This is a genomic window from Streptomyces sp. NPDC031466 (assembly GCF_055581265.1).
On record NZ_JBVIJT010000003.1, the window covers coordinates 151,140 to 176,812 of the forward strand.

The window sequence follows — 25,673 nt, forward strand, 5'->3', positions numbered from 1 at the left end:
CGGCACGCGGCTCAACCGGCGCGCAGCCGGACGCGGTCCCGTGTGAGCTCCTCGACCGAGGTGACGCCCAGCAACTGCATGGTCTGCCGGAACTCCGCCGTGAGGATGTCGAGGACCCGGCGCACCCCCGCCTCGCCACCCGCCATCAGGCCGTACAGGTAGGCGCGGCCGACCAGGACGGCCGTGGCGCCCATGCAGAGCGCCGCCACCGCGTCCGCGCCCGAGCGCACGCCTGAGTCGAGATAGACCTCCGCGGCACCGTCGACCGCCCGCACCACCGCCGTCAGCTCCTCCAACGGCACCGGCGAACGGTCCAGTTGGCGCCCGCCGTGATTGCTGACCACCAGCGCGTCCACGCCGAGGCCCGCGATCACCCGGGCGTCCTCGGCCGTCTGGACGCCCTTGACGATGAGCTTGCCCGGCCAGACCTCCCGCAGCCACGCCACGTCGTCGGCGGTCGCCGCGGGATCGAACATCAGGTTGCCGAGGTCCGCGGCGGTGCCCTGCCACTGTGAGAGCGAGGCGAACCGCAGCGGCGGGGTGGTCAGCAGGTTCAGCCACCACCGCGGCCGCAGCGCCCCGTCCAGCACGGTGCGCGCGGTCAGCGCCGGCGGGATCGTCATGCCGTTGCGCACATCGCGTAACCGCGACCCCGCGACCGGTGTGTCCACGGTCAGCATCAGCGCCTCGTACCCGGCCTCGGCGGCACCGCGCACCAGGTCGAGGCTGCGGGCCCGGTCGCGCCACAAGTAGAGCTGGAACCAGCGGCGGACGCCGGGCACGGCGGCGGCCAGCGGCCCGGCGGCCGTCGTGCCCATCGTCGACAGCGTGTAGGGCACGCCGTGGGCGGCGGCCGCCCGGGCCACGGCGATCTCGCCCTCGTGGTGCATCATCCGCGTGAAGCCGGTCGGGGCGAGCGCGATCGGGAGAGCGGACGTCTCACCGAGCAGGACCGTCGAGGTGTCGACCGCCGAGACGTCCCGCAGGACGGTGGGCCGGAACTCCATCCGGCGGAAGGCCGACCGGTTGCGGGCCATCGACAGCTCCTCGCCGGCGGCGCCGTCCGTGTAGTCGAAGACGGCTCTGGGCGTACGCCGGCGGGCGAGCGCCCTCAGGTCCGCCACATCGGCGGCAGCCGCGAGCCGCCGGGCCCCACCGCCCCCCGGACGCCGGGGGCGCAGCAGAGGCGCGAGTTCGGCCGGGCGCGGAAACCGGCGGCGGACGCCCTCCGGTGCTGAAGGCAGACTCTCCAAGGCCCCTCCTCGTTCTCAGGGCCCTCGCGACCGGCCACGGGCGGCGCCCGGGAGGCCCGGGGGCCGTCCTGTCACGTTCCGGGCACTGTACGGCCGGGGCGCGACGCGTGGCGAGAAGTGTTCGGCTGCGCAGACGGGAGGAAGCGGCCTAGCTCCACGCCCCGGCCTTGTGCCGTACGAACGCGGGGTGCCGGCACGGGCCCGGGCTTGTCGTACGCGGACGGGGCACTGTTCAACTGCTCGCGTCGGGCGGCGACTTCGATCAGTCGCTCAGGGCCGGGCGCCCGGCCCGAATCCCGTCCAGCGGAGGTTCGCGGGGAGGTGGCTCATGTCGTTGTACACCACGAGCGAGGGGGCCGCGCCGGTGTAGTACTCGATGGCCGTCACCGCCGCGTTCCCGCAGCTCATCCCCAGCCATCGCTCGCGCGGAGCGTCCAGGGCGTGCCGCAGCAGCCACGCCACCTGGTAGGCGTGGGTGACCAGCACCTCGTGCGTCTCGGTGTCGGCGGGGCGGGCGAACCGGTCCGTCAGCGCGTCGGCGAGGCGCTCGCCCCTGGCGGCCTCCACCGGGTCGTAACCGTCGAACACTCCGGCCCAGGCCGCCGGGGGCTTCCGCGGCACGTGCGGGATGTAGTCGGTCAGCTCGGGCGCCTCCCGTACGGGGACTCCGCTCAACCGCTCGCCGATGAGCCGGGCCGAGGACACCGCCCGGGGCATCGGCGAGTGCCACACCGCGTCGATCGGCAGCCGGGCCAGGCGCTCCGCGAGCAACTCCGTCTGGCGCCGCCCCACTTCGGTGAGCGCCCCGAAGGCGTCCGCCGCACCGTGCCTGACCATGTACAGACGCCGAGTCGCCATGTCAGCCCTTCTGGAGAGGACGCCGAGACGGGGAGAACCGGAAGAACCAACCAGATGCCCACAACATCCGGATGGTAACAACATTCCGCACTCCTGTCGTGAGAACAAGGGAAGCCCCGATGCCCCGGCCACTACGCTCCTGACCGCTGACCGCTGATCATTCGGCCGACAGCCGACGTTCCAGAACACGAGGTGAGAGGCCCTATGTTCACGACCCGCCCCACGCTCCAGGGCACCTTCGGCATGGTGTCGTCCACCCACTGGCTCGCCTCGCAGTCGGCGATGGCCGTCCTGGAGGACGGCGGCAACGCCTTCGACGCCGCCGTCGCCGCCGGGTTCGTCCTGCACGTGGTCGAACCCCATCTCAACGGCCCCGCAGGCGAGGTGCCGATCATCCTCGCGCCCGCGGGCGGCCAGGTGCGGGTGCTCTGCGGGCAGGGCCCCGCGCCCGCCGGCGCCACCGTGGCCCACTACCGATCCCTCGGACTCGACCTCGTGCCCGGCACCGGGCCGCTCGCCGCCGCCGTGCCCGGCGCCTTCGACGCCTGGATGCTGCTCCTGCGCGACCACGGCACGAAGTCCCTCGCCGATGTCCTCACGTACGCCATCGGGTACGCGGAGGACGGCCACGCACCCGTCGAGCGCGTCACCGAGACGGTGGAGACCGTACGGGAACTGTTCGTGAAGGAGTGGCCGTCGTCCGCCGAGGTCTATCTGCGCGGAGGACCCACCGGCGACGAACCGCCCCGCCCGGGACGGCTGTTCCGCAACCCGGCGCTCGCGGCGACCTGGCGGCGGCTGCTGTCGGAGGCGGCGGCCGGGGCCGGGGACGGGGCGTCCCGGGACGCGGTGATCGACGCCGCGCGCGAGGTGTGGCGGAGCGGATTCATCGCCGAGGCGCTCGTGCGGCAGGCCGCGCGGCCCACCATGGACACGAGCGGTGAGCGGCACGCGGGAACGCTCTCGGCGGCGGATCTGCGTGCCTGGTCCGCGTCCTACGAGGACCCGGTCACGTACGACTGGAACGGCTGGACCCTGTGCAAGGCGGGTCCCTGGAGCCAGGGTCCCGCCTTCCTCCAGCAGTTGGCGCTGCTGCCGCGTGACGTCGCCGAGCTGCCCGCGTACGGGTCCGCCGAGTACGTCCACCTCCTGATCGAGGGCTGCAAACTGGCCATGGCGGACCGCGAGGCCTGGTACGGCGACGCCGGGCCGGGCGGTGCGCGGGACGTGCCCGTCCACGCCCTGCTCTCGGACACGTACAACGCGCGGCGGCGGGCGCTGATCGACGACACGGCCTCGTACGAGCTGCGGCCCGGCGCGCCCGGCGGGCGGCGGCCCAGGCTCTCCGCGCACGCGCTCGCGGTGGCCTCGGGGGAGGGGGCGGGGCGGGGATTCGACGCGGGGGCCGGGGCCGGTGAGCCGACCGTGGCCGGGGACGGCGGGACGCGGGGCGACACCTGTCATCTCGACGTCGTCGACCGCTGGGGGAACATGCTCTCCGCGACCCCCAGCGGCGGCTGGCTCCAGTCCAACCCCGTCGTGCCGGAACTCGGCTTTCCGCTGGGTACGCGGTTGCAGATGGCGTGGCTGGAGGAGGAGCTGCCGAACTCCCTGACGCCGGGCAGACGCCCCCGGACCACGCTGACGCCGTCACTGGCGCTGAAGGACGGCGTCCCGGTCATGGCCTTCGGCACGCCCGGGGGCGACCAGCAGGACCAGTGGCAGGTGCACTTCTTCCTCGGGGTGGTGCTGCGGGACCCGGTGCGCGGCGGCCTCGACCTCCAGGGCGCGATCGACGCGCCGAGCTGGCACACGGACAGCTTCCCCGGGTCCTTCCACCCCCGCGGGATGCGGCCCGGAAGCGTGACGGTGGAGTCCCGCACGGCTCCCGAGGTGGTGGCGGAGCTGCGGCGGCGCGGGCATGACGTGCTGGTCGCGGGCGCGTGGTCGGAGGGCCGCCTGTGCGCGGTGGCGCGGGACCCTGACACCGGAGTGCTTTCGGGCGCGGCGAACGCGCGGGGGATGCAGGGATATGCGGTGGGGCGGTAGGCCTGCTGCCCCTGCGCCAACGCTCCCATGCGGGGCAAACGGGTGGGTGGGCAGGAAACATCCGCCGCGAAGCGGCGGGCAAGAACACTCACAATGGCGACAAGCGTTCACGCGGAGGAAGCCCCCGGTTGGGGGAGACCCCACGCGCTGTCAGCGCGGCATGCTCTCATGGACGCATGATCGAAGAGTTCTTGACGCACGGCGTACGCGACGTGGAGGAGGCGCTGCGAAAGGCAGCCGCCGCCGAGGTGACCCCCCGTTTCCGGCAGCTCGCCGAGGGCGACGTCGTGGAGAAGAGCGGCCCGCACGACGTCGTGACGATCGCCGACCGCCGGGCGGAGGAGCAGCTCACCGTCGACCTGCCCGCACTCCTGCCGGGCTCGGTCGTCGTCGGCGAGGAAGCGGTGCACGCCGACCCCTCGACGTACGAGGCGATACGCGGCGATGCCCCCGTGTGGATCGTCGACCCCGTCGACGGGACCCGGCAGTTCGTGCGGGGCGATCCCGGATTCTGCATGCTCGTGGCCCTCGCGGTGCGCGGCGAGGTCCTCGCGTCCTGGACGTACGCGCCGGCGCTGGGCGAGATGGCCGTCGCCGTGCGCGGCAAGGGTGCCCGGCTGGACGGGCGGCCGCTGACCGCGGGGTCGCCCCGGCCGGGCGAGGAGCTGGAAGTGGCCACCTCCCACCCGGACTTCACCACCGAGGAGCAGAAGCACGCGCTGCTCGGCCTGCGCACGCACGGGGTGCGCCCCCGGCCGTGCGGGTCGGCGGGGCTCGAATACCTCGCCGTGGCGAAGGGAGAGTTGGATGCGGTGGCGTTCTCGTGGGAGCTGGCCTGGGACCACGCCGCCGGGCTGCTGCTCGTCACGGAGGCGGGGGGCGCCGCCCTGACCCGGACGGGCGAGCCGTTCAAGATCGCCGGGGGGAACGCCCTGCCGTTCACCGCGGCCCGGGACGCGGCCACGGCCCGCCGGGTGGTGGACCTCCTCACCCGCGAGAACCTCACCCGCGAGGCCCTCACCCGCGACGCCCGGCCGAGCGGGGCCTGAGCCCGACCGCCCGACCCGGGTGATCGGAGTCGTGAACGGTGCCGCGGCGGCGATGGCGTCGGCGCCGCGGCCTATCCTGGGCGCCAGTGGCCATCGGCTGACAAAGGAGTCCGAAGGTGCCGTCGATGCTTGATGCCGTCGTCGTGGGCGCGGGGCCGAACGGGCTGACCGCCGCCGTCGAGCTGGCCCGCCGCGGCTTCTCCGTGGCCGTCTTCGAGGCCAGGAGCACCGTGGGCGGCGGGGCGCGCACCGAGGAGCTGACGCTGCCCGGGTTCCGGCACGACCCCTGCTCCGCCGCCCACCCGCTGGGCATCAACTCCCCGGCGTTCCGCGCCATGCCCCTGGAGCGGTACGGCCTCGAGTGGCTGCACGCGAGGCTGCCCATGGCCCATCCCTTCCCCGACGGCAGCGCCGCCGTGCTGTCCCGCTCCGTCGCCGAGACCGCCGCCTCGTTCGGGCCGCGTGACGCGGGGACGTACCGCCGCCTGGTGAAGCCCTTCCTCCCCAAATGGGACACGCTGCTGCGGGACTTCATGTCCCTGCCGATGAGTGCGCTGCCCCGCGACCCGGTCACCCTCGCCCGCTTCGGGCTCGTGGGCCTGCCCCCCTCGACCTGGCTGATGCGGCGCTTCCGTGACGAGCGGGCCCGCGCCCTGTTCGCCGGCCTCGTCGCCCACGTCATCGCACCGCTCGACGGCATCGTCACCGGCGGCGTCGGCATGGTCTTCGCGCTGGCCGCGCACGCCCGGGGCTGGCCGGTCGCCCGCGGCGGCTCCCAGTCCATCTCCGACGCGCTCACCGCGTACCTGAAGGACCTCGGCGGCAGCGTCCACACGGACTACGAGGTCAGACGGCTCGACGACCTGCCTCCCGCCCGGGCCTACGTCTTCGACACCTCCCCGGCCGCGCTCGCCCGCATCGCCGGCCTCGGCAACGCCTACGACGGCTTCCGCTACGGGGCGGGAGTCTTCAAGGTCGACTACGCCCTCGACGGCCCCGTCCCCTGGACCGCCGAGGAAGCCCGGGCCGCGGGCACCGTGCAGGTCGGCGCGAGCAAGGAGGAGATCGGCGCGGCCCTGCACGCGGCGTCCCGCGCGGGGCGAGCCCCCGACGCGCCGTTCCTGATCACCGTGCAGCCCGGCGTCGCCGACCCCTCGCGCGCGCCCGAGGGCAAGCACGTCTTCTGGGCGTACGGCCATGTCCCGAACGGCTGGGAGGGGGACCTGACCGACGCGATCGAGCGCCAGCTGGAGCGGTTCGCGCCCGGTTTCCGTGACCGCGTCCTCGCCCGCGCCACGGCGGGACCGCCCCAACTCGCCGCACGCAACGCCAACTACGTGGGCGGCGACATCGCCTGCGGCGCCGCGAGCGGACTGCAACTGCTGCTGCGGCCCAAGCCCTCCCTCTTCCCGTACGGGACCAAGCATCCGGCGGTGTTCCTCTGCTCGTCCGCGACACCGCCGGGCCCCGGTGTCCACGGCATGTCCGGGCACAACGCCGCGAAGGCCGTGTGGAAGAGGCTGCGCGATGCCTGAACCGTTTCCCGAGGAGAGCCCGGTGACCGTACCCATCACACTCGTCCAGGGCGACATCACGCGCCAGCGCGCCGACGCCCTCGTCAACGCCGCCAATTCCTCCCTCCTCGGCGGGGGCGGCGTCGACGGCGCCATCCACCGGCGCGGCGGCCCCGAGATCCTCGCCGACTGCCGACGCCTGCGCGCCGCCTCCTACGGCAAGGGGCTGCCCACCGGACACGCCGTGGCCACCGTCGCCGGACGGCTCGACGCCGGACACGTGATCCACACCGTGGGGCCCGTCTGGTCCGCGTCCCAGGACCGCTCCGAGCTGCTCGCCTCCTGCCACCGCGAGTCCCTGCGGGTCGCCGCCGAGCTGGGGGCGCGCACCGTGGCCTTCCCCGCCATCTCCACGGGCGTCTACCGCTGGCCGCTGGACGACGCGGCCCGCATCGCCGTCGAGGCCGTGCGGGAAGCCGCCGATCCGGCGCTCTTCGACGAGGTGCGGTTCGTACTCTTCGACCAGGCCGCCCACGACGCGTTCGCCGCGGCACTGGCCGCCGAGGACGCGTAGGGCGGGTTTCGGCTGACCGGCGTCGGCCACGCGGCGCCCACGAGGTTGATGTCGGATTCTCGCCAGTCACGTCCGGAGGAATCCGAGATGCTTGCCCGCATGCACACCGACACCGCGACCCGCGTGCACACCGACACCGAGCGCCGTATGCACCACGACACCGAGCGGTGTGTACGTGCCGTCCAGTCGAAGGACGCCCGTTTCGACGGCTGGTTCTACACCGCCGTCCTCACCACCCGCATCTACTGCCGTCCCAGCTGCCCGGTCGTGCCGCCGAAGGCCGAGAACATGACGTTCTACCCGAGCGCCGCCGCCTGCCAGCAGGCCGGGTTCCGCGCCTGCAAGCGCTGCCGCCCGGACAGCACGCCCGGCTCGCCCGAGTGGAACCAGCGGGCCGACCTCGTGGCCCGCGCCATGCGCCTCATCGCCGACGGGGTCGTCGACCGCGAGGGTGTCCCCGGCCTCGCCGCCCGCCTCGGCTACAGCGCCCGCCAAGTGGAGCGGCAACTGCTCGCCGAGCTGGGCGCCGGACCGCTCGCGCTCGCCCGCGCGCAGCGCGCCCAGACCGCGCGGCTGCTCATCGAGACGACCGCGCTGCCGATGGCGGACATCGCCTTCGCCGCCGGGTTCTCCTCGATCCGCACCTTCAACGACACGGTCCGGGAGGTCTTCGCCCTCGCCCCCGGCGAGCTGCGCGCCCGCGCCCCGAAGCGGCTCGGGGAGAGGGCCCGCGCGACGCCGGGCGTCCTCTCGCTGCGTCTGCCGTTCCGCGCCCCGCTCAACCCCGACAACCTCTTCGGGCACCTCGTCGCGACCGGCGTACCCGGCGTCGAGGAGTGGCGCGACGGGGCCTACCGCAGGACCCTGCGCCTGCCCTACGGCCACGGCGTCGTCGCGCTCACCCCGCACCCCGACCACATCGGCTGCCGGCTGAGCCTGACCGACCCGCGCGACCTGACCAACGCCATCAGCCGCTGCCGCCGCCTGCTCGACCTGGACGCCGATCCGGTCGCCGTCGACGACCAGTTGCGCGGCGACCCGCTCCTTGCGCCGCTCGTCGACAAGGCGCCCGGACGCCGCGTGCCGCGCACCGTCGACGAGGCCGAGTTCGCCGTGCGGGCCGTCCTCGGCCAGCAGGTCTCCACGGCCGCCGCCCGCACCCACGCCGCGCGCCTGGTGGCCGCGCACGGCGAGCGCGTCGAGGACCCCGAGGGCGGCCTCACCCACCTCTTCCCCGCCCCGGGGGCCCTGGCCGCCCTGGACCCCGAGGCCCTCGCCCTGCCCCGCAGCCGCCGCACCACCTTGACCACGCTCGTCGGCCACCTCGCCGACGGCAGCCTGCGGCTCGGCGCGGAGAGCGACTGGGGCGAGGCCCGCGCCCGCCTCACCGAGCTGCCCGGCTTCGGGCCCTGGACGGTCGAGGCCATCGCGATGCGCGCCCTCGGCGACCCCGACGCCTTCCTCCCCACCGACCTCGGGATCCGGCGCAGCGCACGGAATCTCGGCCTGCCGCACACCCCGGCCGCGCTCACCGCGCGCGCCGCCGCCTGGCGGCCCTGGCGGGCGTACGCGGTGCAGTACCTGTGGGCCACCGACGACCACCCGATCAACTCCATCCCCGCGTAAAGGGACATGACCATGGAACGCCTGCACACCGTCCTCGACAGCCCCTACGGGCCGCTCACCCTCGTCGCCACCGACGGCGTCCTGAGCGGCCTGTACATGACCGAACAGCGCCACAGACCGGCGCAGGAGACCTTCGGCGACCGCGACCCGGCGCCCTTCGGCGAGGCGATCAGCCAGCTCCAGGCGTATTTCGCGGGGGAGTTGAAGGAGTTCGACCTGCCGCTGCGGCTCGACGGCACGCCGTTCCAGCGCCTGGTCTGGGACGAGCTCCTGCGCATCCCCTACGGCGAGATCCGCACGTACGGCGAACTCGCCGAGCTCCTCGGCAGGCCCGGCGCCTCCCGCGCGGTCGGACTGGCCAACGGCAAGAACCCGATCAGCGTCATCGTCCCCTGCCACCGCGTCGTCGGCGCCAACGGCAACCTGACCGGGTACGGCGGCGGGCTCGACCGCAAGCAGCAACTGCTCGCCTTCGAGGGCGGGGCCGTGGGCGGCGCCGACGCGCTGTTCTGAGACGGGCGGCCGGGCGCCGGGTCAGCCGGCCCGGTACCCGTTCTCCAGCTCCACCGCGCCCTCGCCCCGCTCGAGGACGTCGAGCGCGGCGGCGACGCGCCGGCCCAGCTCGTCGGGCAGCAGCCCGGCGAGCTCCTTGGGCGCCACCAGGCGCCAGGACAACAGCTCCGCCTCCTGGAGTCTGATCGACTGCAACTGCTCCGCGTCCAGCACCCCGCCGTCGTACAGATAGGCCACCAGCGGCGGCCGCGGCTGTCCGGCCGGCGGCACCCAGTCCACCGCGAGCAGCCGCCCGAGGGTGACGTCGAGACCGATCTCCTCGGCCGTCTCCCTGCGCGCTCCCCGGCGGGGCGTCTCCCCGGCGTCGGACTCGACGGTCCCGCCGGGCAGCGCCCAGCCCTCGCGGTAGTTGGGCTCGACGAGAAGAACCCGGCCCCCCGCGTCCCGGAAGAGGGCGGCGGCACCGACGAGCACGCGCGGGAGACCCGCGATGTACCTGGTGTAGTCCTCAGTGGTCATCGGGGAAGCGTAACGCCGACGCCCCACGTCGACCGCCCTCGCGCCGAGCGTCCCCGAACGGGCGCGGATACGCCCATTCGCCCCTGTTTCGCCGTCCCGCTCCGCGGTCGGCCATGGGCAGGCAGCCCCTTTGGCGGTTAAGGTCGCAGCGGCGCGACTGCCTTGACACGAGCAAGGCCGAAAGCAAGGGGAACGCAAGGTGGCGGACGCTGCAAGGACCACGGGACGCGAGCAGCAGGCGCGGCGTGATCGGCACACGGCGCGCGAGCAGGCGCAGCACGTGCTCATCGCCGCGGACAAGTTCAAGGGCTCACTCACGGCCGTACAGGTCGCCGAGCGGGTGACGGCCGGGCTCCACCGCGCCGCCCCCGGCGTGACGGTCGAGGCGCTGCCGGTCGCCGACGGCGGCGACGGCACCGTCGCCGCGGCCGTGGCGGGCGGCTTCGAGCGCCGGGAGGTACGGGTCACGGGGCCGCTCGGCGACGAGGTCACGGCCGCGTACGCGCTGAAGGACGGCACCGCCGTGGTGGAGATGGCCGAGGCCTCGGGCCTCCAGCTGCTCCCCGAGGGCGTCTTCGCCCCGCTCACCGCCACGACGTACGGCTCCGGCGAGCTGATCCGCGCCGCCCTCGACGCGGGGGCCCGCAGCATCGTCTTCGGCGTCGGCGGCAGCGCCACGACCGACGGCGGCGCGGGCATGCTGGCCGCGCTCGGCGCGCGCTTCCTGGACGCCGACGGCGAGCTCGTCGCGCCGGGCGGCGGCCCGCTCAAGGAGCTGGCCACCGCCGATCTGGCGGGCCTCGACCCGCGTCTGAAGGACGTCGACATCGTGCTCGCCAGCGATGTCGACAACCCGCTGACCGGGCCCAAGGGCGCGCCCGCCGTGTACGGGCCGCAGAAGGGGGCCGGCCCCGAGGACGTCGCCGCGCTCGACGCGGCGCTCGCCCACTTCGCGACCGTCCTGGAGAAGGCCATCGGCCCCAAGGCGGCCGAGTACGCGCAGTCACCGGGCGCGGGCGCCGCGGGCGGCATCGGCTACGGCGCGCTCGTCGGGCTCGGGGCGAGCTTCTGGCCGGGCATCGAGGTCATGCTGGACGTCCTGGGGTTCGCTCCCGCGCTGGAGCGGGCCACCCTGGTGATCACCGGCGAGGGCTCGCTGGACGAGCAGACGCTGCACGGCAAGGCGCCCGCCGGGGTGGCCGCGGCGGCCCGCGCCGCGGGCGTCGAGGTCGTCGCGGTCTGCGGCCGCCTCGCGCTGCCCCCGGAGGCCCTCGGCAAGGCGGGCTTCCGCCGTGCGTACGTCCTCACGGACATCGAGCCGGACGTGGCGCGGTGCATCGCGGAGGCGGGACCCATCCTGGAGACACTGGCGGAGAACCTGGGGCGGGACTACCTGGTCTGAGCCCGCCCGGCCCGGCGGGGCCGGTGGTGCGGCAGGACGGGCGCCGGGCGTGCGGGTCGTCGCGGGCGGGGCCGGGGACCGTACGTAGGGTGGCGGACGTACCCCAGGACAGGAGCGCGACATGACCGCCGCCGAACGGACTCCGACCGCCCTGCTCGGTCTCGACGCCCTCAAGGGCGACCTCGCCGATCTCTACCGTGATCTGCACGCCCACCCCGAGTTGTCCTTCGAGGAGCACCGCACCGCCGCCGAGATCGCCCGCCGCGTGACCTCGTACGGGTACGAGGTCACCACCGGTGTGGGCCGCACGGGTGTGGTCGCCGTCCTGGAGAACGGGCCGGGCCCCACCGTCCTGCTGCGCGCCGACATGGACGCCCTGCCGCTGGCGGAGGCCACCGGGCTGCCGTACGCGTCCCGCACCGACGGCGTGATGCACGCCTGCGGCCACGACATGCACGTGACCTGCCTGGTCGGCGCGCTGAAGCTGCTCGCCGACGCCCGCGCCGACTGGTCCGGCCGGCTCGTCGCGGCGTTCCAGCCGGCCGAGGAGGTCGGGCGGGGCGCGGAGAAGATGCTCGAAGACCGCTTCTACGAGCGGTTCGGCACGCCCGACGTCGTCCTCGGCCAGCATGTCGCTCCGCTGCCCGCCGGTCTGATCGGCGCGCACGCGGGGCCCGCCTTCGCGGCGACCGACGCCCTGCGGGTGCGGATGTTCGGCAGGGGCGGGCACGGCTCGCGCCCGGAGACCACCGTCGACCCCGTCGTCATGGCCGCGTCCACCGTGATGCGGCTCCAGACGGTGGTGTCCCGGGAGATCGCGGGCGGCGAGACCGCGGTGCTCACGGTCGGTGCGCTGCGGGCGGGCACCAAGCACAACATCATTCCCGACGAGGCCGAGCTCCAGCTCAACATCCGTACCTACACGCCCGAGGTCCGCACCAAGATCCTCGCGGCCGTCGAGCGGATCATCAAGGGCGAGGCGGTCACCGCCGGGGCGGTGCGGGAGCCGGAGATCACCGAGATCGAGGCGTTCCCCGTCGTGACGAACGACGCCGACGCCCTCGCCAGGACGACGGCGGCGATCGGCGCCGTCCTCGGCGACGAGCGGATCGTGGACCCCGGCCAGGTCACCGGCAGCGAGGACGTCGGCGTCTTCGCGACCTCGGCCGACCCGCACGTTCCGCTCTGCTACTGGCTGTTCGGCGGCGCCGATCCCGATGAGGTGGTCGCGGCGCGGCGAGCGGGCACCTTCGAGCGGGACATCCCCTCGAACCACTCCCCGTTCTTCGCGCCGCTGGTCGAGCCGACCCTCACCACCGGCGTCACCGCTCTGACGGCGGCCGCGCTGGCCTGGCTCGACGGTCCGGGGCGCGCGGGATAGCCCCCGGGCCCACCGCGGGCCTACCCCGGCGTCAGCCGGTGCGCCTCCAGTGCCAGCGCCACCTCCACCAGGTCCCTGGGCCTCGCCAGGGAGCGGGCCGTGAGCTGTTCCAGGCGGCGCAGGCGGTTGAAGACCGTGTTGCGGTGGCAGTACAGGCGGCCCGCCGCCCGGCCCGCCGAGCCCTCGCAGGCCAGCCACGCCTCCAGCGTCTCCAACAGCACCGCGCGGTCGGCCGGTTCCAGCGCGAGGACCTCGCCGAGCACGTCCGCGACCAGGCGCCCCGCCAGCTCCGGCTGGCTCACCACCAGAGCGGACGGCATCCGCTGGTCGAGGCGCACGATGCCCGTCGCGTCCGGCGCACAGGTGCGCAGCGCCAGCGCCGCGAGCCGCCGCGCGTGACCGAGGCCGGCCAGACCGCCCACCACGGGGCTGATCCCGCCGGGCCCGGGGCACCGCCCGGCGAGCAGCCGGGCCAGACCGTCGAGTCCCTCGCCCGCGCCGAGCGCGACCACCCCGACCTCACAGTCCGTCCGCATCCGCCAGACGAAACGGAACCCCGGCCGCTGGATCTGCCGGTGGAACGCCTCCCGCCCGTCCCGCCGCTCCACGCGCAGCACCACCACCGCGTACGGGCCGTGCTCGGGCAGGTCGAGACCGGCCGCCGCGCGCGCCGCGAGCCCCGGCGCCGCGTCGCCCTCCAGGAGCGCGTCGAGCAGCGCCTGCAACTGCTCGTCGGTGCGCCGCCGCAGCTCCAGCTCCGTGGCCCGGTACGCGTCGGACGCCACCGCCGCCTGCGCGTCGACCGCCGACCACACCATCGTCGCCGACCGCATCAGGACCGCCAGCTTCTCGGGTTCCTTGCCCGCCACCCCCTCCAAGAGCGAGTCCCACACCAGATAGCCCGCGTTGCGGTACGAGTGCACCAACAGGTCCAGGGGCAGGCCCTGCTGGGCCCGGCGCCGGCCCGCCTCCTCCGCGTGCTCCAGATCCCGGCGCGGTGAGGCCCGGGGCGCCGAGATCGCCTCGATGCCGATCCGCATGGCCTCCTCGGCCTCACGCCAGTGCACGTCGTGCGGCAGGACGCGGCCGAAGACCGGGGAGTGCTCGGACAGCTGCCGCAGATGCTCGTCGACCAGCTCGGGCACCCGGGGCAGCAGCGCCGTGCACGCCTCCTTCAGGAGCCTCCAGTCGTGTCCGGTCCGCGGCCTGCGCCCGTTCGCGCCCCCGGCCGTCGCCCGCCCGCCCACCCGGTCCTGATCTCCCGCCAACCCGGTCATGGATCTCCCGTCGCCACGCTCCAGGACGCCCTTGGTGCGGAGGATGCCACGGGCCGGGCCCCGCCCGCAGGCCCCTGACACGCGGTGTTGTGCGTGTGCACAACGCCGGGGCGCCGCCGCTGGTCCCCCGCAGCGTTTCCCCCGCTGCCCGTGGACGGGCCGCTCCCGCGGTGCTGGGGTGAGCGCCACGCGACGGCCGCCGGCCGCGCGGAACGGAGGGCTGGTACGTGGGCGGTCACGACATACGAGGTTCCGGACTCGCCGTACGGGAGGTGTCCGTCGGCTACGGCCCCGTGCGCGCCCTGCGCCGCGTCTCGCTGGACGTGCCGGACGGCACCGTCGTCGCCGTGCTCGGCGGCAACGGCGCGGGCAAGTCGACGCTCCTGCGCGCCCTCTCGCGCACCCTCGCCTTCCAGGGCGGCGCGCTCACCTCGGGCACCGTCCACTTCGACGGCACCCGCGTCGACGCGTGGGCGCCGGACCGCGTCGTGGCCGCCGGCATCTCCCACGTCCCGGAGGGCAGGCAGGTGTTCGCCCGGATGACCGTCGCCGACAACCTGCGCGCCGGGGCGCTCGGCGCCACCGGCCCACGCGCCGCCAAGGCGGCCGCCCTGCGCCGCGTCCACGAGCTGTTCCCCGTCCTCGCCGAGCGCGCCGCCCAGCGCGCGGGGCTGCTGTCCGGCGGCGAACAGCAGATGCTCGCGGTCGGCAGGGCCCTGATGGCCTCGCCGCGCCTGCTCCTCCTGGACGAGCCGTCCCTCGGCCTCGCCCCGCTGATGGCCGCCCGCATCGCCGACACCGTCCGGGAGATCAACGCGCAGGGCACCTCCGTGCTGCTCGTGGAGCAGAACGCCGCGATCGCGCTGCGGCTCGCCTCCCACGCGTACGTCCTCGACGTCGGCGAGGTCGCCCTGGCCGGCCCGGCGGACGAGCTGGCCGCGTCCGACGAGGTGCGCCGCCGCTACCTCGGCGTGGTGGACGAGGACGCGGCGGCCGACGCGAACCGGGGCCTCGGCACCCTGCCGACGCTGCCCCGCTGGGAGGCCCGACGATGACCGCACAGCCCGTACCGCCCCTGGAGGTGCGCGACCTGACCGTCCGCTTCGCCGGGCTCACCGCGCTGGACGCCGTCGGCTTCACCGTCCGCCCCGGCACCGTGCACGCCCTCATCGGGCCCAACGGCGCGGGCAAGTCGACGTGCTTCAACGTCCTGTCCGGCGTCTACCGCGCCACCAGCGGCAGCGTCCGCTTCGGCGAGCACGAACTGACCCGCATGCGCCCGCATCAGATCGCCGGGCTCGGCGTCGCCCGGATCTTCCAGAACCTCGCCCTGCCGCCGCGCGCCACGGTCGCCGACAGCCTGCTCCTCGGCCGCCACCGCCTGACCCGCACCGGTTTCGTCGCCGCCGGGCTGCGGCTTCCCGCCGCGGCCCGCGAGGAGCGCCGCCACCGCGAACGCGTCCGCGAGATCGCCGCGTTCGTCGGCCTGGAACACCGCCTCGACCAGCCCGCCGGATCCCTGCCCTACGGTCAGCGCAAACTCGCCGAGCTGGCCCGCGCCCTGTGCATGGAGCCCCGCCTGCTGCTCCTGGACGAGCCGGTCGCGGGCATGACCGCCGACGAACGGCGCCGCACGGCCGCCGTCATCGCGGGCGTCCGCGACAGCCTCGGCATCTCGATCGTCCTGGTGGAACACGACATGGGGGTGGTGATGCGGCTCGCGGACACGGTGACCGTACTGGACTTCGGGCGCCGCATCGCCGACGGCACCCCCACCGACGTACAGAACGACCCGGCCGTCATCCGCGCCTACCTCGGCGAGGGCGACCGCACCGACGGCGCGGACGGCCGGACCGACGAGGGGGACGCCCGCTCATGACCACCTTCACCGAACTCCTCCTCAACGGCCTGTCGATGGGCTCCGTCTACGCGCTCATCGCCCTCGGCTTCGTCGTCATCTTCCGCGCCACCGAGGTGGTGAACTTCGCCCACGCCTCACTGCTCCTCGCGGGCGGCTACATCACCGCCTCCCTCCACGACGACCTCGGCTTCTGGCCGGCGCTGCTCGTCGGCGTCGCGGGCGCCGCCGTGGTCGGCGCGGCCGTCGAGTTCCTCGTCATACGCCGCTACCGGGGCACCGACCCCAGCGTGCTCGCCATCGTCACCATCGGCGTCGACATCCTGCTGACCACCGAGCTGACCCGGCGCCTCGGCACCGACGTCCTGCCGCTCGGCGACCCCTGGGGCGACGACGTGCTGAGCCTCGGCCCGATCTCCCTCGCCCACACCCGGATCGCCGCGTTCGTCGCGGCGGCCCTGCTCATCACCGCCTTCCTGCTCGCCTTCCGCCACACCTCCTGGGGCGTGGCCATGCGCGCCGCCGCCGAGAGCCCCGAGACCGCCGCCCTGATGGGCGTACGGCTCGGCCGCGTCTCGCTCGGCGCGTGGGCGGTGGCGGGCGCGCTGGCCGCCGTGGCCGCGCTCTTCCTCACGGTCTTCCCCACGCCGGGCCTGGAGCGCGCGACCTCGCTGGCCGCCCTGAAGGCCTTCCCCGCCGCGATCCTCGGCGGCCTGGACTCCACCACCGGGGCCCTCGTCGGCGGCCTCGTCGTCGGCGTCACCGAGTCCCTCGCCACCGGCTACCAGAGCGAGCTGACCTTCCTCGGCCGCGGCCTCGGGGACCTCGCGCCCTATCTGGTGATGACCGTGATCCTGCTCATCCGGCCCGCCGGGCTCTTCGGCACGAAGGAACTCGCCCGTGTCTGACACCCTCACCCCCGCGGTGCGCTCCCGCGGCCGCGCCCTGGCCGTCGACCGCCGTACGTACCTCTGGGCGGCCGGCACACTCCTGCTGCTCGCCCTGCCCTTCTACCTGGACCGCTTCTGGCTCCAGGCGGGCCTGTTCGCGATGGCCGCGGCCATCGGCGCGATCGGCATCAACCTCCTCACCGGCGCGACCGGCCAGCTCTCCATGGGGCACGCCTTCTTCCTCGCCGTCGGCGCCTACGGCTACTGCGTCTTCGCCGGGGACGGCGGCGACGGCCTGACGGGGCTCGGGTTGCCGACGTGGCTCGCCGCCGTGCTCGCGGTGGCCCTCTCCGGGCTCGCGGGCGGGCTCTTCAGCCCCATCGCGGGCCGCCTGCGCGGCGCCTACCTCGGCATCGCCACCCTCGCGCTGATCTTCATCGGGCAGCACGTGCTGTTCAACGCCCACGACCTGACCGGCGGCTCCACGGGGCGTGACGTACCGCCCCTGAACCTCTTCGGCCTCACCTTCGACGACAGCGAGACCGTCGTCGCCGCCGTGCCGTTCGGCTCCGCCGAGAAGCTCTGGTACGCGGGTTTGGTGCTGCTCCTGGCCTGCGGACTGTTCGCCGGGGGAGTGCTGCGCGGGCGCCCCGGACGCGCCATGAACGCCATCCGCGACCACCGCGTCGCCGCCGGCGTCATCGGCGTCCCGGTGGCCCGCTACCGCGCCGGAGTCTTCGTCCTGTCGTCGATGTACGCGGGCCTCGCCGGGGTGCTGCTCGCCCTGGTCTTCCAGCGGACCGTGCCCGACTACTTCGGCATGACGCTCTCCCTGGAGTACCTCGCCATGATCGTCATCGGTGGTCTCGGCTCGGTCTCCGGCGCGGTCGCGGGCGCCGCCCTGGTCTCCCTGCTGCCGCAGCTGCTGACCCGCTACAGCGACGCGCTGCCCCTCGTCTCGGCCCCGGGTACCGGCGGGGTCTCACCGGGCGAGGCGTCCCGGTACCTGTACGGCGCCGCCGTCGTGGCGGTGGTCCTCTTCCTGCCCGGCGGCCTGGTCAGGCTCGCCGCCCGGCGCGGCAAACCCACTCCAGGCACTCGAAAGACTCCAGGCACTCCAGCCACTCCAGGGGAGACAGCATGAACGCACTGACCAGGGCCACGGCGGCCACCACCGCGCTCGCCGCCCTCCTCGCCCTCGCGGCGTGCAGTTCCAAGGCCCAGGACGGCGACGAGGGCGGCAAGGCGGCCGGCGGGGTCAAGACCGGCGAGGGCATCTCCGGCAAGACCATCAACCTGGGCGTGCTCACCGACATGACCGGCGTCTACGCCACCCTCGGCAAGAGCGTCACCCAGGCCCAGCAGCTCTACGTCGACCAGGCCAACGAGGACGGCGGCATCTGCGGCCACCAGCTGAAGCTGACCGTCCGCGACCACGGCTACGACCCGCAGAAGGCCGTCGCCGCCTACACCGAGCTGGAGCCGAAGGTGCTCGGCTTCGCCCAGTTCATCGGCTCGCCGTTCGTGGCCGCCGTCAAGCAGCGCATCGCCGGGGACAAGGGCCTGGTGCTGCCCCAGGCCTGGTCGGCGAACCTGCTCGGCAGCCCGTACGTACGGGTCATCGGCTCCACGTACGACCTGGAGACGATCAACGCGATCGACTTCCTGATGAAGGAGAAGGGCCTCAAGAAGGGAGACAGGCTCGGGCACGTCTACTTCGAGGGCGACTACGGCGAGAGCGCCCTGAAGGGCTCGAAGCACATGGCGGAGAAGGCGGGCCTCACGGTCGTCGAGCAGAAGATCAAGCCGACGGACAACGACATGACCGCCCAGGTCTCCGCCCTGAAGAAGGCCGGCGTCAAGGGCGTCGTGGTCAGCGCGGGCCCGCGCCAGGCGGCGTCCCTGGTCGGCGTCGCCGCGGCGGCCCGCTTCGACGTCCCGGTCATCGGCAACAACTCGGCGTTCGCCCCGCAGCTCCTGGCCACGCAGTCCGGCCCCGCCCTGGAGAAGAACTACTACGTCGCCTCGCCCACCCTGCCCATCGGCGCGGACACGGCGGCGGCGAAGAAGCTCGTCGCCGACTACCGCAAGGCCCACCCGAAGGATTCCCTGGACAACGGCGTCGTCGCGGGCTGGACGGCGGCCTCCGTCTTCGGGGAGGCCCTGAAGAAGGCGTGCGAGGACAAGGACCTCACGCGCGAGGGCGTCGGCAAGGCGCTGCTGACCCTGGACTCGTTCGACTCCGGCTTCGGCGTCACCCAGGACTTCACCGACCCGAAGGCCCCCTCATCCAGAAAGAGCGTGATCCTCCAGCCGGACAAGAAGGCGACGGGCGGCATGAAGGTGGTCCGCGGGCCGAGCGCGTCACAGGCGGCGAAGGGTTACAGCACCGGGGGCTGAGAGGTCAGCCTGTCCGGCGTTCGAGGACGAGCCCGAAGGGCGATCAACGGCGGCACGCAAAGGGGGCCTGAACCATACGGTTCAGGCCCCCTGGGCCACGTACAGGCGCCGCTACGGCAACTGCGCCGCACGGGCCTCACGCCGGTTGTCGCGGAAGTTGTTCACCCTGCGGGCCGTGGCGAAGAGCGGGATCACCGCGCCGAGGACCGCCTGGAGGGCGCAGCCGGTCTGCAGGAGCAGCTGACCGCCCGGCGCGTCGAACGCCCAGGCCGCGAGCAGCCCCATGGCCGCGACGATCCAGGCGAGCATGGCCACCGCGAGGGGGCCGCGGGGCTTCGGGTACTCCACGCGGCTGACCATGAGCCACGCCGTGCCGATGATCGCGAGGAGCGTCGCCACGAAGGGCAGCTCCAGGAGCACGATCGAGACGACCGTCAGCGCCCCGAAGGGCGAGGGCATGCCCTGGAAGGTGCCGTCCTTCACGGTCACGCAACTGAACCGCGCGAGCCGCAGCACCACCGCCAGGAGCACCACGATCGCACCCACCGCCGCCACCCGCTGGTGCGCGTCGTCGGCGACCATGCCGTAGACGAGCACGAAGTACGCCGGGGCCAGACCGAAGCTGATCAGGTCCGAGAGGTTGTCCAGCTCGGCGCCCATCGGCGAGGACCGCAGCTTGCGGGCCACGAGCCCGTCGAAGAGGTCGAAGACGGCCGCGCAGAGCATGAGGATCACGGCGGTCGCGGCGGAGTGCCGCGCCATGCCGCTCTCGGTGCTGCCCTGGACGTACGGGATGAGGATGCCCGTGGTGGTGAAGTACACCGCCATGAACCCGCACGTGGCGTTGCCGAGCGTGAGGGTGTCCGCTATCGACAGGCGCATGGACAGCGGCATCTCGTCGCCGTCGATGGACGCGTCGTCCCGCATCCCCGCCTCCGGCACCCAGCCGGCCTGTGTCTCGGGATCAACCACGGTCAATGCGAGTCACCCCTGCCACGGTCTTCTGCCCGACCTCGACGTCCACCTCGACACCCTCGGGGAGGTAGATGTCGACGCGCGAGCCGAAGCGGATCAGGCCGATCCGCTCGCCCTGCTCCACCTTCGTGCCCTGGGGCACGTAGGGCACGATGCGCCGGGCGACCGCGCCCGCGATCTGGATCATCTCGATGTCGCCGAGCTCGGTGTCGAAGTGCCAGACAACGCGTTCGTTGTTCTCGCTCTCCTTGTTGAACGCCGGGACGAACCCGCCGGGGATGTGTTCCACGGACGTCACCGTGCCCGCGAGGGGAGCGCGGTTGACGTGGACGTTCAGCGGGCTCATGAAGATGGCGACGCGGGTGCGCCCGTCCTTCCACGGCATGATGCTCTGCACCACGCCGTCGGCGGGGGAGATGACCCGGCCCTGAGCGATCTCGCGCTCGGGGTCGCGGAAGAACCACAGCATTCCCGCCGCCAGAGCGGTGACGGGGACGGCGACGGCCGCGGCGCCCTTGGAGCGGCGCGCGCGGACGAGGCTGAGTGCCGCGGTGGCGACGGTCGGCAGGAGCCACGGCGATGCTCCGCGAGCAAGGCGTCCCTGAAGAATGCCGTCGCGTGGTGCAGAGGTTTGGCTGTGGGGCATGGATGACCTTCGTAGCGGATGATGCCGCGCGGTGATACGGGGGACGGCGGCTTTCTCCGGATGGTATCGGTTGCGAGCCGCAACTGGGCAAGCGAGGAAGCCGAGTCGACGGCTGAAGAGTGTTGACAGGGTGTGATCTTCTTCGCGAAGAAAACGCCCCAAACCGGGCATCTAGCCCTGGAACCGATACTCTTCGAGCAGTCGACGACCAATGATCATTTTCTGGATCTCGGCGGTACCTTCACCGATCAGCAGCATCGGCGCCTCCCGGTAGAGGCGCTCGATCTCGTACTCCTTCGAGAAGCCGTAACCGCCGTGAATCCGGAACGCGTCCTCGACGACTTCCTTGCAGTACTCGGAGGCGAGGTACTTCGCCATCCCTGCTTCGAGGTCGTTTCGCTCCCCGGAGTCCTTTTTGCGTGCCGCGTTCACCATCATCGCATGGGCGGCCTCGACCTTGGTGGCCATCTCGGCCAACTTGAACTGAATCGCCTGGTGCTGGGCGATCGGCTTGCCGAAAGTGTGGCGTTGCTGGGCGTATGAGACGCCCAGTTCGAACGCACGCTGTGCGACGCCGCAGCCACGCGCCGCGACGTTCACCCGGCCGACCTCGACACCGTCCATCATTTGGTAAAACCCTCGACCGGTGGTCCCGCCGAGCACCCGATTGGCCGGAATTCGCAGGTCGTCCATGATGAGCTCGGTCGTGTCGACGCCCTTGTAGCCCATCTTGTCGATCTTGCCCGGGATGGTCAGACCGGGCCGGACCTCGCCGAAGCCGGGCTCCTTCTCCACGAGGAACGTCGTCATCGACTTGTGGGGCGCCGTGCCCTCAGGGTGTCCTTCGTCACTTCGGCACAGAACGGCTACCAAAGTGGACGTTCCGCCATTGGTGAGCCACATCTTCTGGCCGTTCAGGACGTAGTCGTCACCGTCCCGCACACCCTTGGACGTGATGGCCGACACATCGGAGCCGAGCCCCGGCTCCGACATGGAGAACGCCCCGCGCACCTCGCCGGCCGCCATCCGGGGCAGGAAGGTCTCCCGCTGCTCCTGCGTGCCGTGCTGCTTGAGCATGTAGGCGACGATGAAGTGGGTGTTGATGATGCCGGAGACCGACATCCAGCCACGCGCTATCTCCTCGACACACAGCGCGTACGTGAGCAACGACTCGCCCAGACCGCCGTACTCCTCGGGGATCATCAGGCCGAACAGGCCCAACTCCTTGAGGCCGTCCACGATCTGCTGGGGGTACTCGTCACGGTGTTCGAGCGCGGTCGCGACAGGGATGATCTCCTTGTCGACGAAGTCCCGGACGGTGGCCAGGATCTCCTGCTGGACGTCGGTGAGACCGGCGGTCTGGGCGAGTCGGCTCATGGCTACTTCTCCTGGCTCTTCGGCTCCGGGCGGCCGGGCTGCTCGCCGCCGCGCTCCTTGATGTACGTCTCGGTGGGCACCATCACCTTGCGGCGGAACACGCAGACCAGGGTGCCGTCCTGCTTGTACCCCTTGGTCTCCACGTAGACGATCCCGCGGTCGCTCTTGGACTTCGAGGGAGTCTTGTCCAGGACCGTCGTCTCGCCGTAGATCGTGTCGCCGTGGAAGGTCGGCGCCACGTGCTTGAGCGACTCGACCTCCAGGTTGGCGATGGCCTTGCCGGAGACGTCGGGCACGGACATGCCGAGGAGCAGCGAGTAGATGTAGTTGCCCACGACGACGTTCTTGCCGAAGTCGGTCGTCTTCTCCGCATAGTTGCTGTCCATGTGGAGGGGGTGGTGGTTCATGGTGAGCAGGCAGAAGAGGTGGTCGTCGTACTCGGTGACCGTCTTTCCGGGCCAGTGCTTGTACACGGCGCCGACTTCGAACTCTTCGTAGGTGCGGCCGAACTGCATGGTGTCTTACGCCTCCGGGGCCTCGAACGTGGACGTGCGGGTCATTCCGGCCGCACGGCCCTTCCCAGAGATGACCAGCGCCATCTTCCGGCTGGCCTCGTCGATCATCTCGTCGCCGAGCATCGCCGAGCCCTTCTTGCCGCCCGCCTCGGACGTGTAGTACTCGTACGCGTCCAGGATCAGCTCGGCGTGGTCGAAGTCCTCCTGCGAGGGCGAGAAGACCTCGTTGGCGGCCTCCACCTGGCCGGGGTGCAGGACCCACTTGCCGTCGAAGCCGAGCGCGGCGGCGCGGTTCGCGACCTCGCGGTAGCCGTCGACGTTCTTGATCTGGAGGTAGGGACCGTCGATCGCCTGGAGGTTGTTGGCGCGGGCGGCCATCAGGATCTTCATCAGGATGAAGTGGTAGGCGTCCGCGGGGTAGCCGGGCGGCTGCTCGCCGACGACCAGGGACTTCATGTTGATGGAGGCCATGAAGTCGGCCGGGCCGAAGATGATCGTCTCCACGCGCGGGGAGGCCTCGGCGATGGCGTTGACGTTGTTGAGGCCGCGCGCGTTCTCGATCTGCGCCTCGATGCCGATCTTGCCGACCTCCAGGCCGACCGTCTTCTCGATCTGGGTGAGCAGCAGGTCGAGGGCGACGACCTGATCGGCCGTCTGCACCTTCGGCAGCATGATGCAGTCGAGGTTCTGGCCCGCGCCCTCGACGACGGTCACGACGTCGCGGTACGTCCACTCGGTCGTCCAGTCGTTGACGCGCACGACCCGCGTCTTGCCCGTCCAGTCGCCCTCGTTGAGGAACTTGACGATGGTGTGCCGGGCCTCCGGCTTGGCGAGCGGCGCGCAGGCGTCCTCCAGGTCGAGGAAGACCTGGTCGGCCGGCAGGCCCTGGGCCTTCTCCAGGAAGCGCGGGTTCGAGCCGGGGACCGCCAGACACGAGCGGCGGGGGCGCAGCCGGTTCACGGGGTGGGTCATGCGGGGACCTCCAGAGGGTCGAGCTTGTTCGCTTTCCGGATCTCGTCGACGATACGGCCGATGATCTCCGTGATGCCGAAGTCCTTGGGCGTGAAGACGGCGGCGACACCCGCCGCCAACAGGTCCTCGGCGTCGCTGTGGGGGATGATGCCGCCCGCGATGACGGGGATGTCGCGCGCCCCCGCCTCGCGCAGGCGCACCAGGACGTCCGGCACGAGTTCGGCGTGCGACCCGGAGAGGATGGACAGGCCCACCGCGTGCACGTCCTCGGCGAGCGCCGCGTCGACGATCTGCTCGGGCGTGAGCCTGATCCCCTGGTAGACCACCTCGAAACCGGCGTCACGCGCGCGCACCGCGATCTGCTCGGCGCCATTGGAGTGGCCGTCGAGACCCGGCTTGCCGACCAGGAAGCGCAGCTTGCCGACGCCGAGGTCCGCGGCCGTCCTGGCGACCTTCTCGCGGACCAGGGCGAGCGGCGTGCCCGCCTCGGCGGTGACGGCCACCGGAGCGCTGGAGACGCCCGTGGGCGCCCGGAACTCGCCGAAGACCTCCCGCAGGGCGCCGGCCCACTCGCCGGTCGTCACACCGGCGCGCGCGCACTCCAGGGTGGCCTCCATGAGGTTGCCCGTCCCCGCGGCGACTTCCTTGAGCCGCTCCAGGGCCTTGCACGGGCGGGGGTGGTTGAACGGCGGCTGGTAGCGGTTGTCGCGCCAGTCCTTGAGGGCGCTCACCACGCGCGCCTCGACCGCCGGGTCGACCGTCATGATCGCCCCGTCCAGGTCCGCGGTGAGCGGACTCGGCTCGGTCGACTCGTAGGAGTTCACACCGACGATCTTCTCCTCGCCGGACTCGATGCGCGCCCGGCGCTCGGCGTGCGAGGAGACGAGCTGGGACTTCAGGTAGCCCGACTCGACGGCGGCCATCGCGCCGCCCATCCGCTCGATGCGGTCCATCTCCGCGAGGGACTCCTCGACCAGGGAGGCGACCTTGGCCTCCACGACGTGCGAGCCGTCGAAGATGTCCTCGTACTCCAGCAGGTCGCTCTCGTGCGCGAGGACCTGCTGGATGCGTAGGGACCACTGCTGGTCCCAGGGCCTCGGCAGACCCAGCGCCTCGTTCCAGGCCGGAAGCTGCACGGCACGCGCGCGTGCGTCCTTGGAGAGCGTGACCGCCAGCATTTCGAGCACGATGCGCTGCACGTTGTTCTCGGGCTGTGCCTCGGTCAGACCGAGGGAGTTGACCTGCACGCCGTAGCGGAAACGGCGCTGTTTGGGGTTCTCGATGCCGTACCGCTCGCGCGTGACCTGATCCCAGATCCGCCCGAACGCCCGCATCTTGCACATCTCCTCGATGAAGCGGACACCCGCGTTCACGAAGAAGGAGATGCGGGCCACGACGTCCCCGAACTTCTCCTCGGGAACCTGCCCGGAGTCGCGTACGGCATCGAGAACCGCGATGGCGGTGGACATCGCGTACGCGATCTCCTGGACCGGTGTGGCCCCCGCCTCCTGGAGGTGGTAGCTGCAGATGTTGATGGGGTTCCACCTGGGGAGGTGGGCCACCGTGTACGTGATCATGTCGGTGGTCAGACGCAGGGAGGGCACCGGCGGGAAGACGTGCGTCCCGCGCGAGAGGTACTCCTTGACGATGTCGTTCTGCGTCGTCCCCTGGAGCTTGGTGATGTCCGCGCCCTGCTCCTCCGCGACCACCTGGTAGAGCGCCAGCAGCCACATGGCGGTGGCGTTGATCGTCATCGAGGTGTTCATCTGCTCCAGGGGGATGTCCTGGAACAGCCGTCGCATGTCGCCGAGGTGGGAGACCGGTACGCCGACCCGGCCGACCTCGCCGCGGGCGAGGATGTGGTCGGGGTCGTAGCCGGTCTGGGTGGGCAGGTCGAACGCGACCGACAGGCCCGTCTGACCCTTGGCGAGGTTGCGCCGGTACAACTCGTTGGACGCCTCCGCCGTGGAATGACCGGCGTACGTCCGCATGAGCCACGGCCGGTCCTTCTGGCGCTCTGTCATG

The 25,673-nt window shown here is 72.5% G+C and carries 23 protein-coding genes; 13 read left to right on the forward strand and 10 right to left on the reverse strand.

Annotation, left to right across the window (positions count from 1 at the left end; translation table 11 throughout):
* Positions 1-11 precede the first annotated feature (11 nt).
* Together ACZ5GP_RS06695 and ACZ5GP_RS06700 are read right to left on the reverse strand one after the other, a co-directional pair.
* On the reverse strand, positions 12-1,253 hold the full coding sequence (locus ACZ5GP_RS06695) for an alpha-hydroxy acid oxidase (protein WP_468749753.1): 1,242 nt from the start codon (positions 1,251-1,253) through the stop codon (positions 12-14).
* A 270-nt stretch (positions 1,254-1,523) separates the two neighbouring features.
* Positions 1,524-2,111, reverse strand: a complete 588-nt coding sequence (locus ACZ5GP_RS06700) for a histidine phosphatase family protein (RefSeq protein WP_358588778.1) — start codon at positions 2,109-2,111, stop codon at positions 1,524-1,526.
* 204 nt (positions 2,112-2,315) lie between these two features.
* Between ACZ5GP_RS06700 and ACZ5GP_RS06705 the strand changes: the two genes are divergently transcribed.
* The 6 genes from ACZ5GP_RS06705 (at position 2,316) to ACZ5GP_RS06730 (ending at position 9,436) form a co-directional block, all read left to right on the forward strand.
* Positions 2,316-4,160 (forward strand): gamma-glutamyltransferase family protein, encoded by a 1,845-nt coding sequence (locus ACZ5GP_RS06705; RefSeq protein WP_468749754.1) that lies wholly within the window; start codon positions 2,316-2,318, stop codon positions 4,158-4,160.
* A gap of 176 nt (positions 4,161-4,336) precedes the next feature.
* Positions 4,337-5,209, forward strand: coding sequence for an inositol monophosphatase family protein (locus ACZ5GP_RS06710; protein ID WP_468749755.1), 873 nt, complete (start codon positions 4,337-4,339; stop codon positions 5,207-5,209).
* Positions 5,210-5,334: 125 nt separating this feature from the next.
* Positions 5,335-6,744 carry a phytoene desaturase family protein gene (locus ACZ5GP_RS06715; RefSeq protein ID WP_468749756.1) on the forward strand — a complete coding sequence of 470 codons (1,410 nt, stop codon included), beginning with the start codon at positions 5,335-5,337 and terminating at the stop codon, positions 6,742-6,744.
* 22 nt (positions 6,745-6,766) lie between these two features.
* Positions 6,767-7,297 carry an O-acetyl-ADP-ribose deacetylase gene (locus ACZ5GP_RS06720; RefSeq protein WP_468749757.1) on the forward strand — a complete coding sequence of 177 codons (531 nt, stop codon included), beginning with the start codon at positions 6,767-6,769 and terminating at the stop codon, positions 7,295-7,297.
* Positions 7,298-7,444: 147 nt separating this feature from the next.
* Positions 7,445-8,923, forward strand: coding sequence for an AlkA N-terminal domain-containing protein (locus ACZ5GP_RS06725; RefSeq protein WP_468750145.1), 1,479 nt, complete (start codon positions 7,445-7,447; stop codon positions 8,921-8,923).
* A gap of 12 nt (positions 8,924-8,935) precedes the next feature.
* Positions 8,936-9,436, forward strand: a complete 501-nt coding sequence (locus ACZ5GP_RS06730; protein ID WP_468749758.1) for a methylated-DNA--[protein]-cysteine S-methyltransferase — start codon at positions 8,936-8,938, stop codon at positions 9,434-9,436.
* Between the two features lie 21 nt (positions 9,437-9,457).
* Here ACZ5GP_RS06730 and ACZ5GP_RS06735 read toward each other — a convergent pair whose 3' ends face one another.
* The gene (locus tag ACZ5GP_RS06735; protein WP_468749759.1) at positions 9,458-9,955 is read right to left on the reverse strand and encodes an NUDIX domain-containing protein; all 498 of its coding nucleotides are present in this window, start codon (positions 9,953-9,955) and stop codon (positions 9,458-9,460) included.
* A gap of 280 nt (positions 9,956-10,235) precedes the next feature.
* Between ACZ5GP_RS06735 and ACZ5GP_RS06740 the strand changes: the two genes are divergently transcribed.
* Complete coding sequence (locus tag ACZ5GP_RS06740) at positions 10,236-11,357, forward strand: glycerate kinase (protein WP_468750146.1); 1,122 nt, start codon at positions 10,236-10,238, stop codon at positions 11,355-11,357.
* A 121-nt stretch (positions 11,358-11,478) separates the two neighbouring features.
* Positions 11,479-12,738 (forward strand): amidohydrolase, encoded by a 1,260-nt coding sequence (locus tag ACZ5GP_RS06745; protein WP_468749760.1) that lies wholly within the window; start codon positions 11,479-11,481, stop codon positions 12,736-12,738.
* A 20-nt stretch (positions 12,739-12,758) separates the two neighbouring features.
* Here ACZ5GP_RS06745 and ACZ5GP_RS06750 read toward each other — a convergent pair whose 3' ends face one another.
* Complete coding sequence (locus ACZ5GP_RS06750) at positions 12,759-14,015, reverse strand: PucR family transcriptional regulator (RefSeq protein WP_468749761.1); 1,257 nt, start codon at positions 14,013-14,015, stop codon at positions 12,759-12,761.
* A gap of 242 nt (positions 14,016-14,257) precedes the next feature.
* Here ACZ5GP_RS06750 and ACZ5GP_RS06755 point away from each other — a divergent pair, with 242 nt between their 5' ends.
* From ACZ5GP_RS06755 to ACZ5GP_RS06775, 5 genes are read left to right on the forward strand one after another with little or no spacing between them, the layout of a single operon-like run.
* A complete protein-coding gene (locus tag ACZ5GP_RS06755; RefSeq protein ID WP_468750147.1) occupies positions 14,258-15,070 on the forward strand; it encodes an ABC transporter ATP-binding protein in 813 nt (270 codons plus the stop codon).
* A complete protein-coding gene (locus ACZ5GP_RS06760) occupies positions 15,067-15,894 on the forward strand; it encodes an ABC transporter ATP-binding protein (protein ID WP_468749762.1) in 828 nt (275 codons plus the stop codon). The genes ACZ5GP_RS06755 and ACZ5GP_RS06760 overlap by 4 nt, the downstream gene beginning before the upstream one ends.
* Positions 15,891-16,781, forward strand: a complete 891-nt coding sequence (locus ACZ5GP_RS06765) for a branched-chain amino acid ABC transporter permease (RefSeq protein ID WP_468749763.1) — start codon at positions 15,891-15,893, stop codon at positions 16,779-16,781. The genes ACZ5GP_RS06760 and ACZ5GP_RS06765 overlap by 4 nt, the downstream gene beginning before the upstream one ends.
* Positions 16,774-17,907, forward strand: a complete 1,134-nt coding sequence (locus tag ACZ5GP_RS06770; protein WP_468749764.1) for a branched-chain amino acid ABC transporter permease — start codon at positions 16,774-16,776, stop codon at positions 17,905-17,907. Before ACZ5GP_RS06765 ends, ACZ5GP_RS06770 begins: the two co-directional genes overlap by 8 nt.
* A complete protein-coding gene (locus tag ACZ5GP_RS06775) occupies positions 17,904-19,163 on the forward strand; it encodes an ABC transporter substrate-binding protein (RefSeq protein WP_468749765.1) in 1,260 nt (419 codons plus the stop codon). The genes ACZ5GP_RS06770 and ACZ5GP_RS06775 overlap by 4 nt, the downstream gene beginning before the upstream one ends.
* 111 nt (positions 19,164-19,274) lie before the next feature.
* Here the strand turns inward: ACZ5GP_RS06775 and pssA are convergent, their stop codons facing one another.
* The 6 genes from pssA to ACZ5GP_RS06805 form a co-directional block, all read right to left on the reverse strand.
* The gene (gene pssA, locus ACZ5GP_RS06780) at positions 19,275-20,141 is read right to left on the reverse strand and encodes a CDP-diacylglycerol--serine O-phosphatidyltransferase (RefSeq protein ID WP_468749766.1); all 867 of its coding nucleotides are present in this window, start codon (positions 20,139-20,141) and stop codon (positions 19,275-19,277) included.
* On the reverse strand, positions 20,128-20,784 hold the full coding sequence (locus ACZ5GP_RS06785) for a phosphatidylserine decarboxylase (RefSeq protein ID WP_468749767.1): 657 nt from the start codon (positions 20,782-20,784) through the stop codon (positions 20,128-20,130). Before ACZ5GP_RS06785 ends, pssA begins: the two co-directional genes overlap by 14 nt.
* Positions 20,785-20,955: 171 nt before the next feature.
* Positions 20,956-22,161: an acyl-CoA dehydrogenase family protein gene (locus ACZ5GP_RS06790; RefSeq protein WP_468749768.1), complete on the reverse strand. Its 1,206-nt coding sequence runs from the start codon at positions 22,159-22,161 to the stop codon at positions 20,956-20,958.
* 2 nt (positions 22,162-22,163) lie between these two features.
* Complete coding sequence (locus ACZ5GP_RS06795; protein WP_468749769.1) at positions 22,164-22,676, reverse strand: MaoC family dehydratase; 513 nt, start codon at positions 22,674-22,676, stop codon at positions 22,164-22,166.
* 6 nt (positions 22,677-22,682) lie between these two features.
* The gene (locus tag ACZ5GP_RS06800) at positions 22,683-23,648 is read right to left on the reverse strand and encodes an HpcH/HpaI aldolase/citrate lyase family protein (protein ID WP_358585396.1); all 966 of its coding nucleotides are present in this window, start codon (positions 23,646-23,648) and stop codon (positions 22,683-22,685) included.
* Positions 23,645-25,672, reverse strand: a complete 2,028-nt coding sequence (locus tag ACZ5GP_RS06805; RefSeq protein ID WP_468749770.1) for a protein meaA — start codon at positions 25,670-25,672, stop codon at positions 23,645-23,647. Before ACZ5GP_RS06805 ends, ACZ5GP_RS06800 begins: the two co-directional genes overlap by 4 nt.
* Position 25,673: the final 1 nt, after the last annotated feature.

Coding starts and splice junctions, on each gene's coding strand:
- ACZ5GP_RS06700 (WP_358588778.1), bottom strand. CDS start 2,111: ATGGCGACTCGGCGTCTGTACATGGTCAGGCACGGTGCGGCGGACGCC.
- ACZ5GP_RS06705 (WP_468749754.1), top strand. CDS start 2,316: ATGTTCACGACCCGCCCCACGCTCCAGGGCACCTTCGGCATGGTGTCG.
- ACZ5GP_RS06710 (WP_468749755.1), top strand. CDS start 4,337: ATGATCGAAGAGTTCTTGACGCACGGCGTACGCGACGTGGAGGAGGCG.
- ACZ5GP_RS06715 (WP_468749756.1), top strand. CDS start 5,335: ATGCTTGATGCCGTCGTCGTGGGCGCGGGGCCGAACGGGCTGACCGCC.
- ACZ5GP_RS06725 (WP_468750145.1), top strand. CDS start 7,445: ATGCACCACGACACCGAGCGGTGTGTACGTGCCGTCCAGTCGAAGGAC.
- ACZ5GP_RS06730 (WP_468749758.1), top strand. CDS start 8,936: ATGGAACGCCTGCACACCGTCCTCGACAGCCCCTACGGGCCGCTCACC.
- ACZ5GP_RS06735 (WP_468749759.1), bottom strand. CDS start 9,955: ATGACCACTGAGGACTACACCAGGTACATCGCGGGTCTCCCGCGCGTG.
- ACZ5GP_RS06745 (WP_468749760.1), top strand. CDS start 11,479: ATGACCGCCGCCGAACGGACTCCGACCGCCCTGCTCGGTCTCGACGCC.
- ACZ5GP_RS06750 (WP_468749761.1), bottom strand. CDS start 14,015: ATGACCGGGTTGGCGGGAGATCAGGACCGGGTGGGCGGGCGGGCGACG.
- ACZ5GP_RS06760 (WP_468749762.1), top strand. CDS start 15,067: ATGACCGCACAGCCCGTACCGCCCCTGGAGGTGCGCGACCTGACCGTC.
- ACZ5GP_RS06765 (WP_468749763.1), top strand. CDS start 15,891: ATGACCACCTTCACCGAACTCCTCCTCAACGGCCTGTCGATGGGCTCC.
- ACZ5GP_RS06775 (WP_468749765.1), top strand. CDS start 17,904: ATGAACGCACTGACCAGGGCCACGGCGGCCACCACCGCGCTCGCCGCC.
- ACZ5GP_RS06785 (WP_468749767.1), bottom strand. CDS start 20,784: ATGCCCCACAGCCAAACCTCTGCACCACGCGACGGCATTCTTCAGGGA.
- ACZ5GP_RS06790 (WP_468749768.1), bottom strand. CDS start 22,161: ATGAGCCGACTCGCCCAGACCGCCGGTCTCACCGACGTCCAGCAGGAG.
- ACZ5GP_RS06795 (WP_468749769.1), bottom strand. CDS start 22,676: ATGCAGTTCGGCCGCACCTACGAAGAGTTCGAAGTCGGCGCCGTGTAC.
- ACZ5GP_RS06800 (WP_358585396.1), bottom strand. CDS start 23,648: ATGACCCACCCCGTGAACCGGCTGCGCCCCCGCCGCTCGTGTCTGGCG.
- ACZ5GP_RS06805 (WP_468749770.1), bottom strand. CDS start 25,672: ATGACAGAGCGCCAGAAGGACCGGCCGTGGCTCATGCGGACGTACGCC.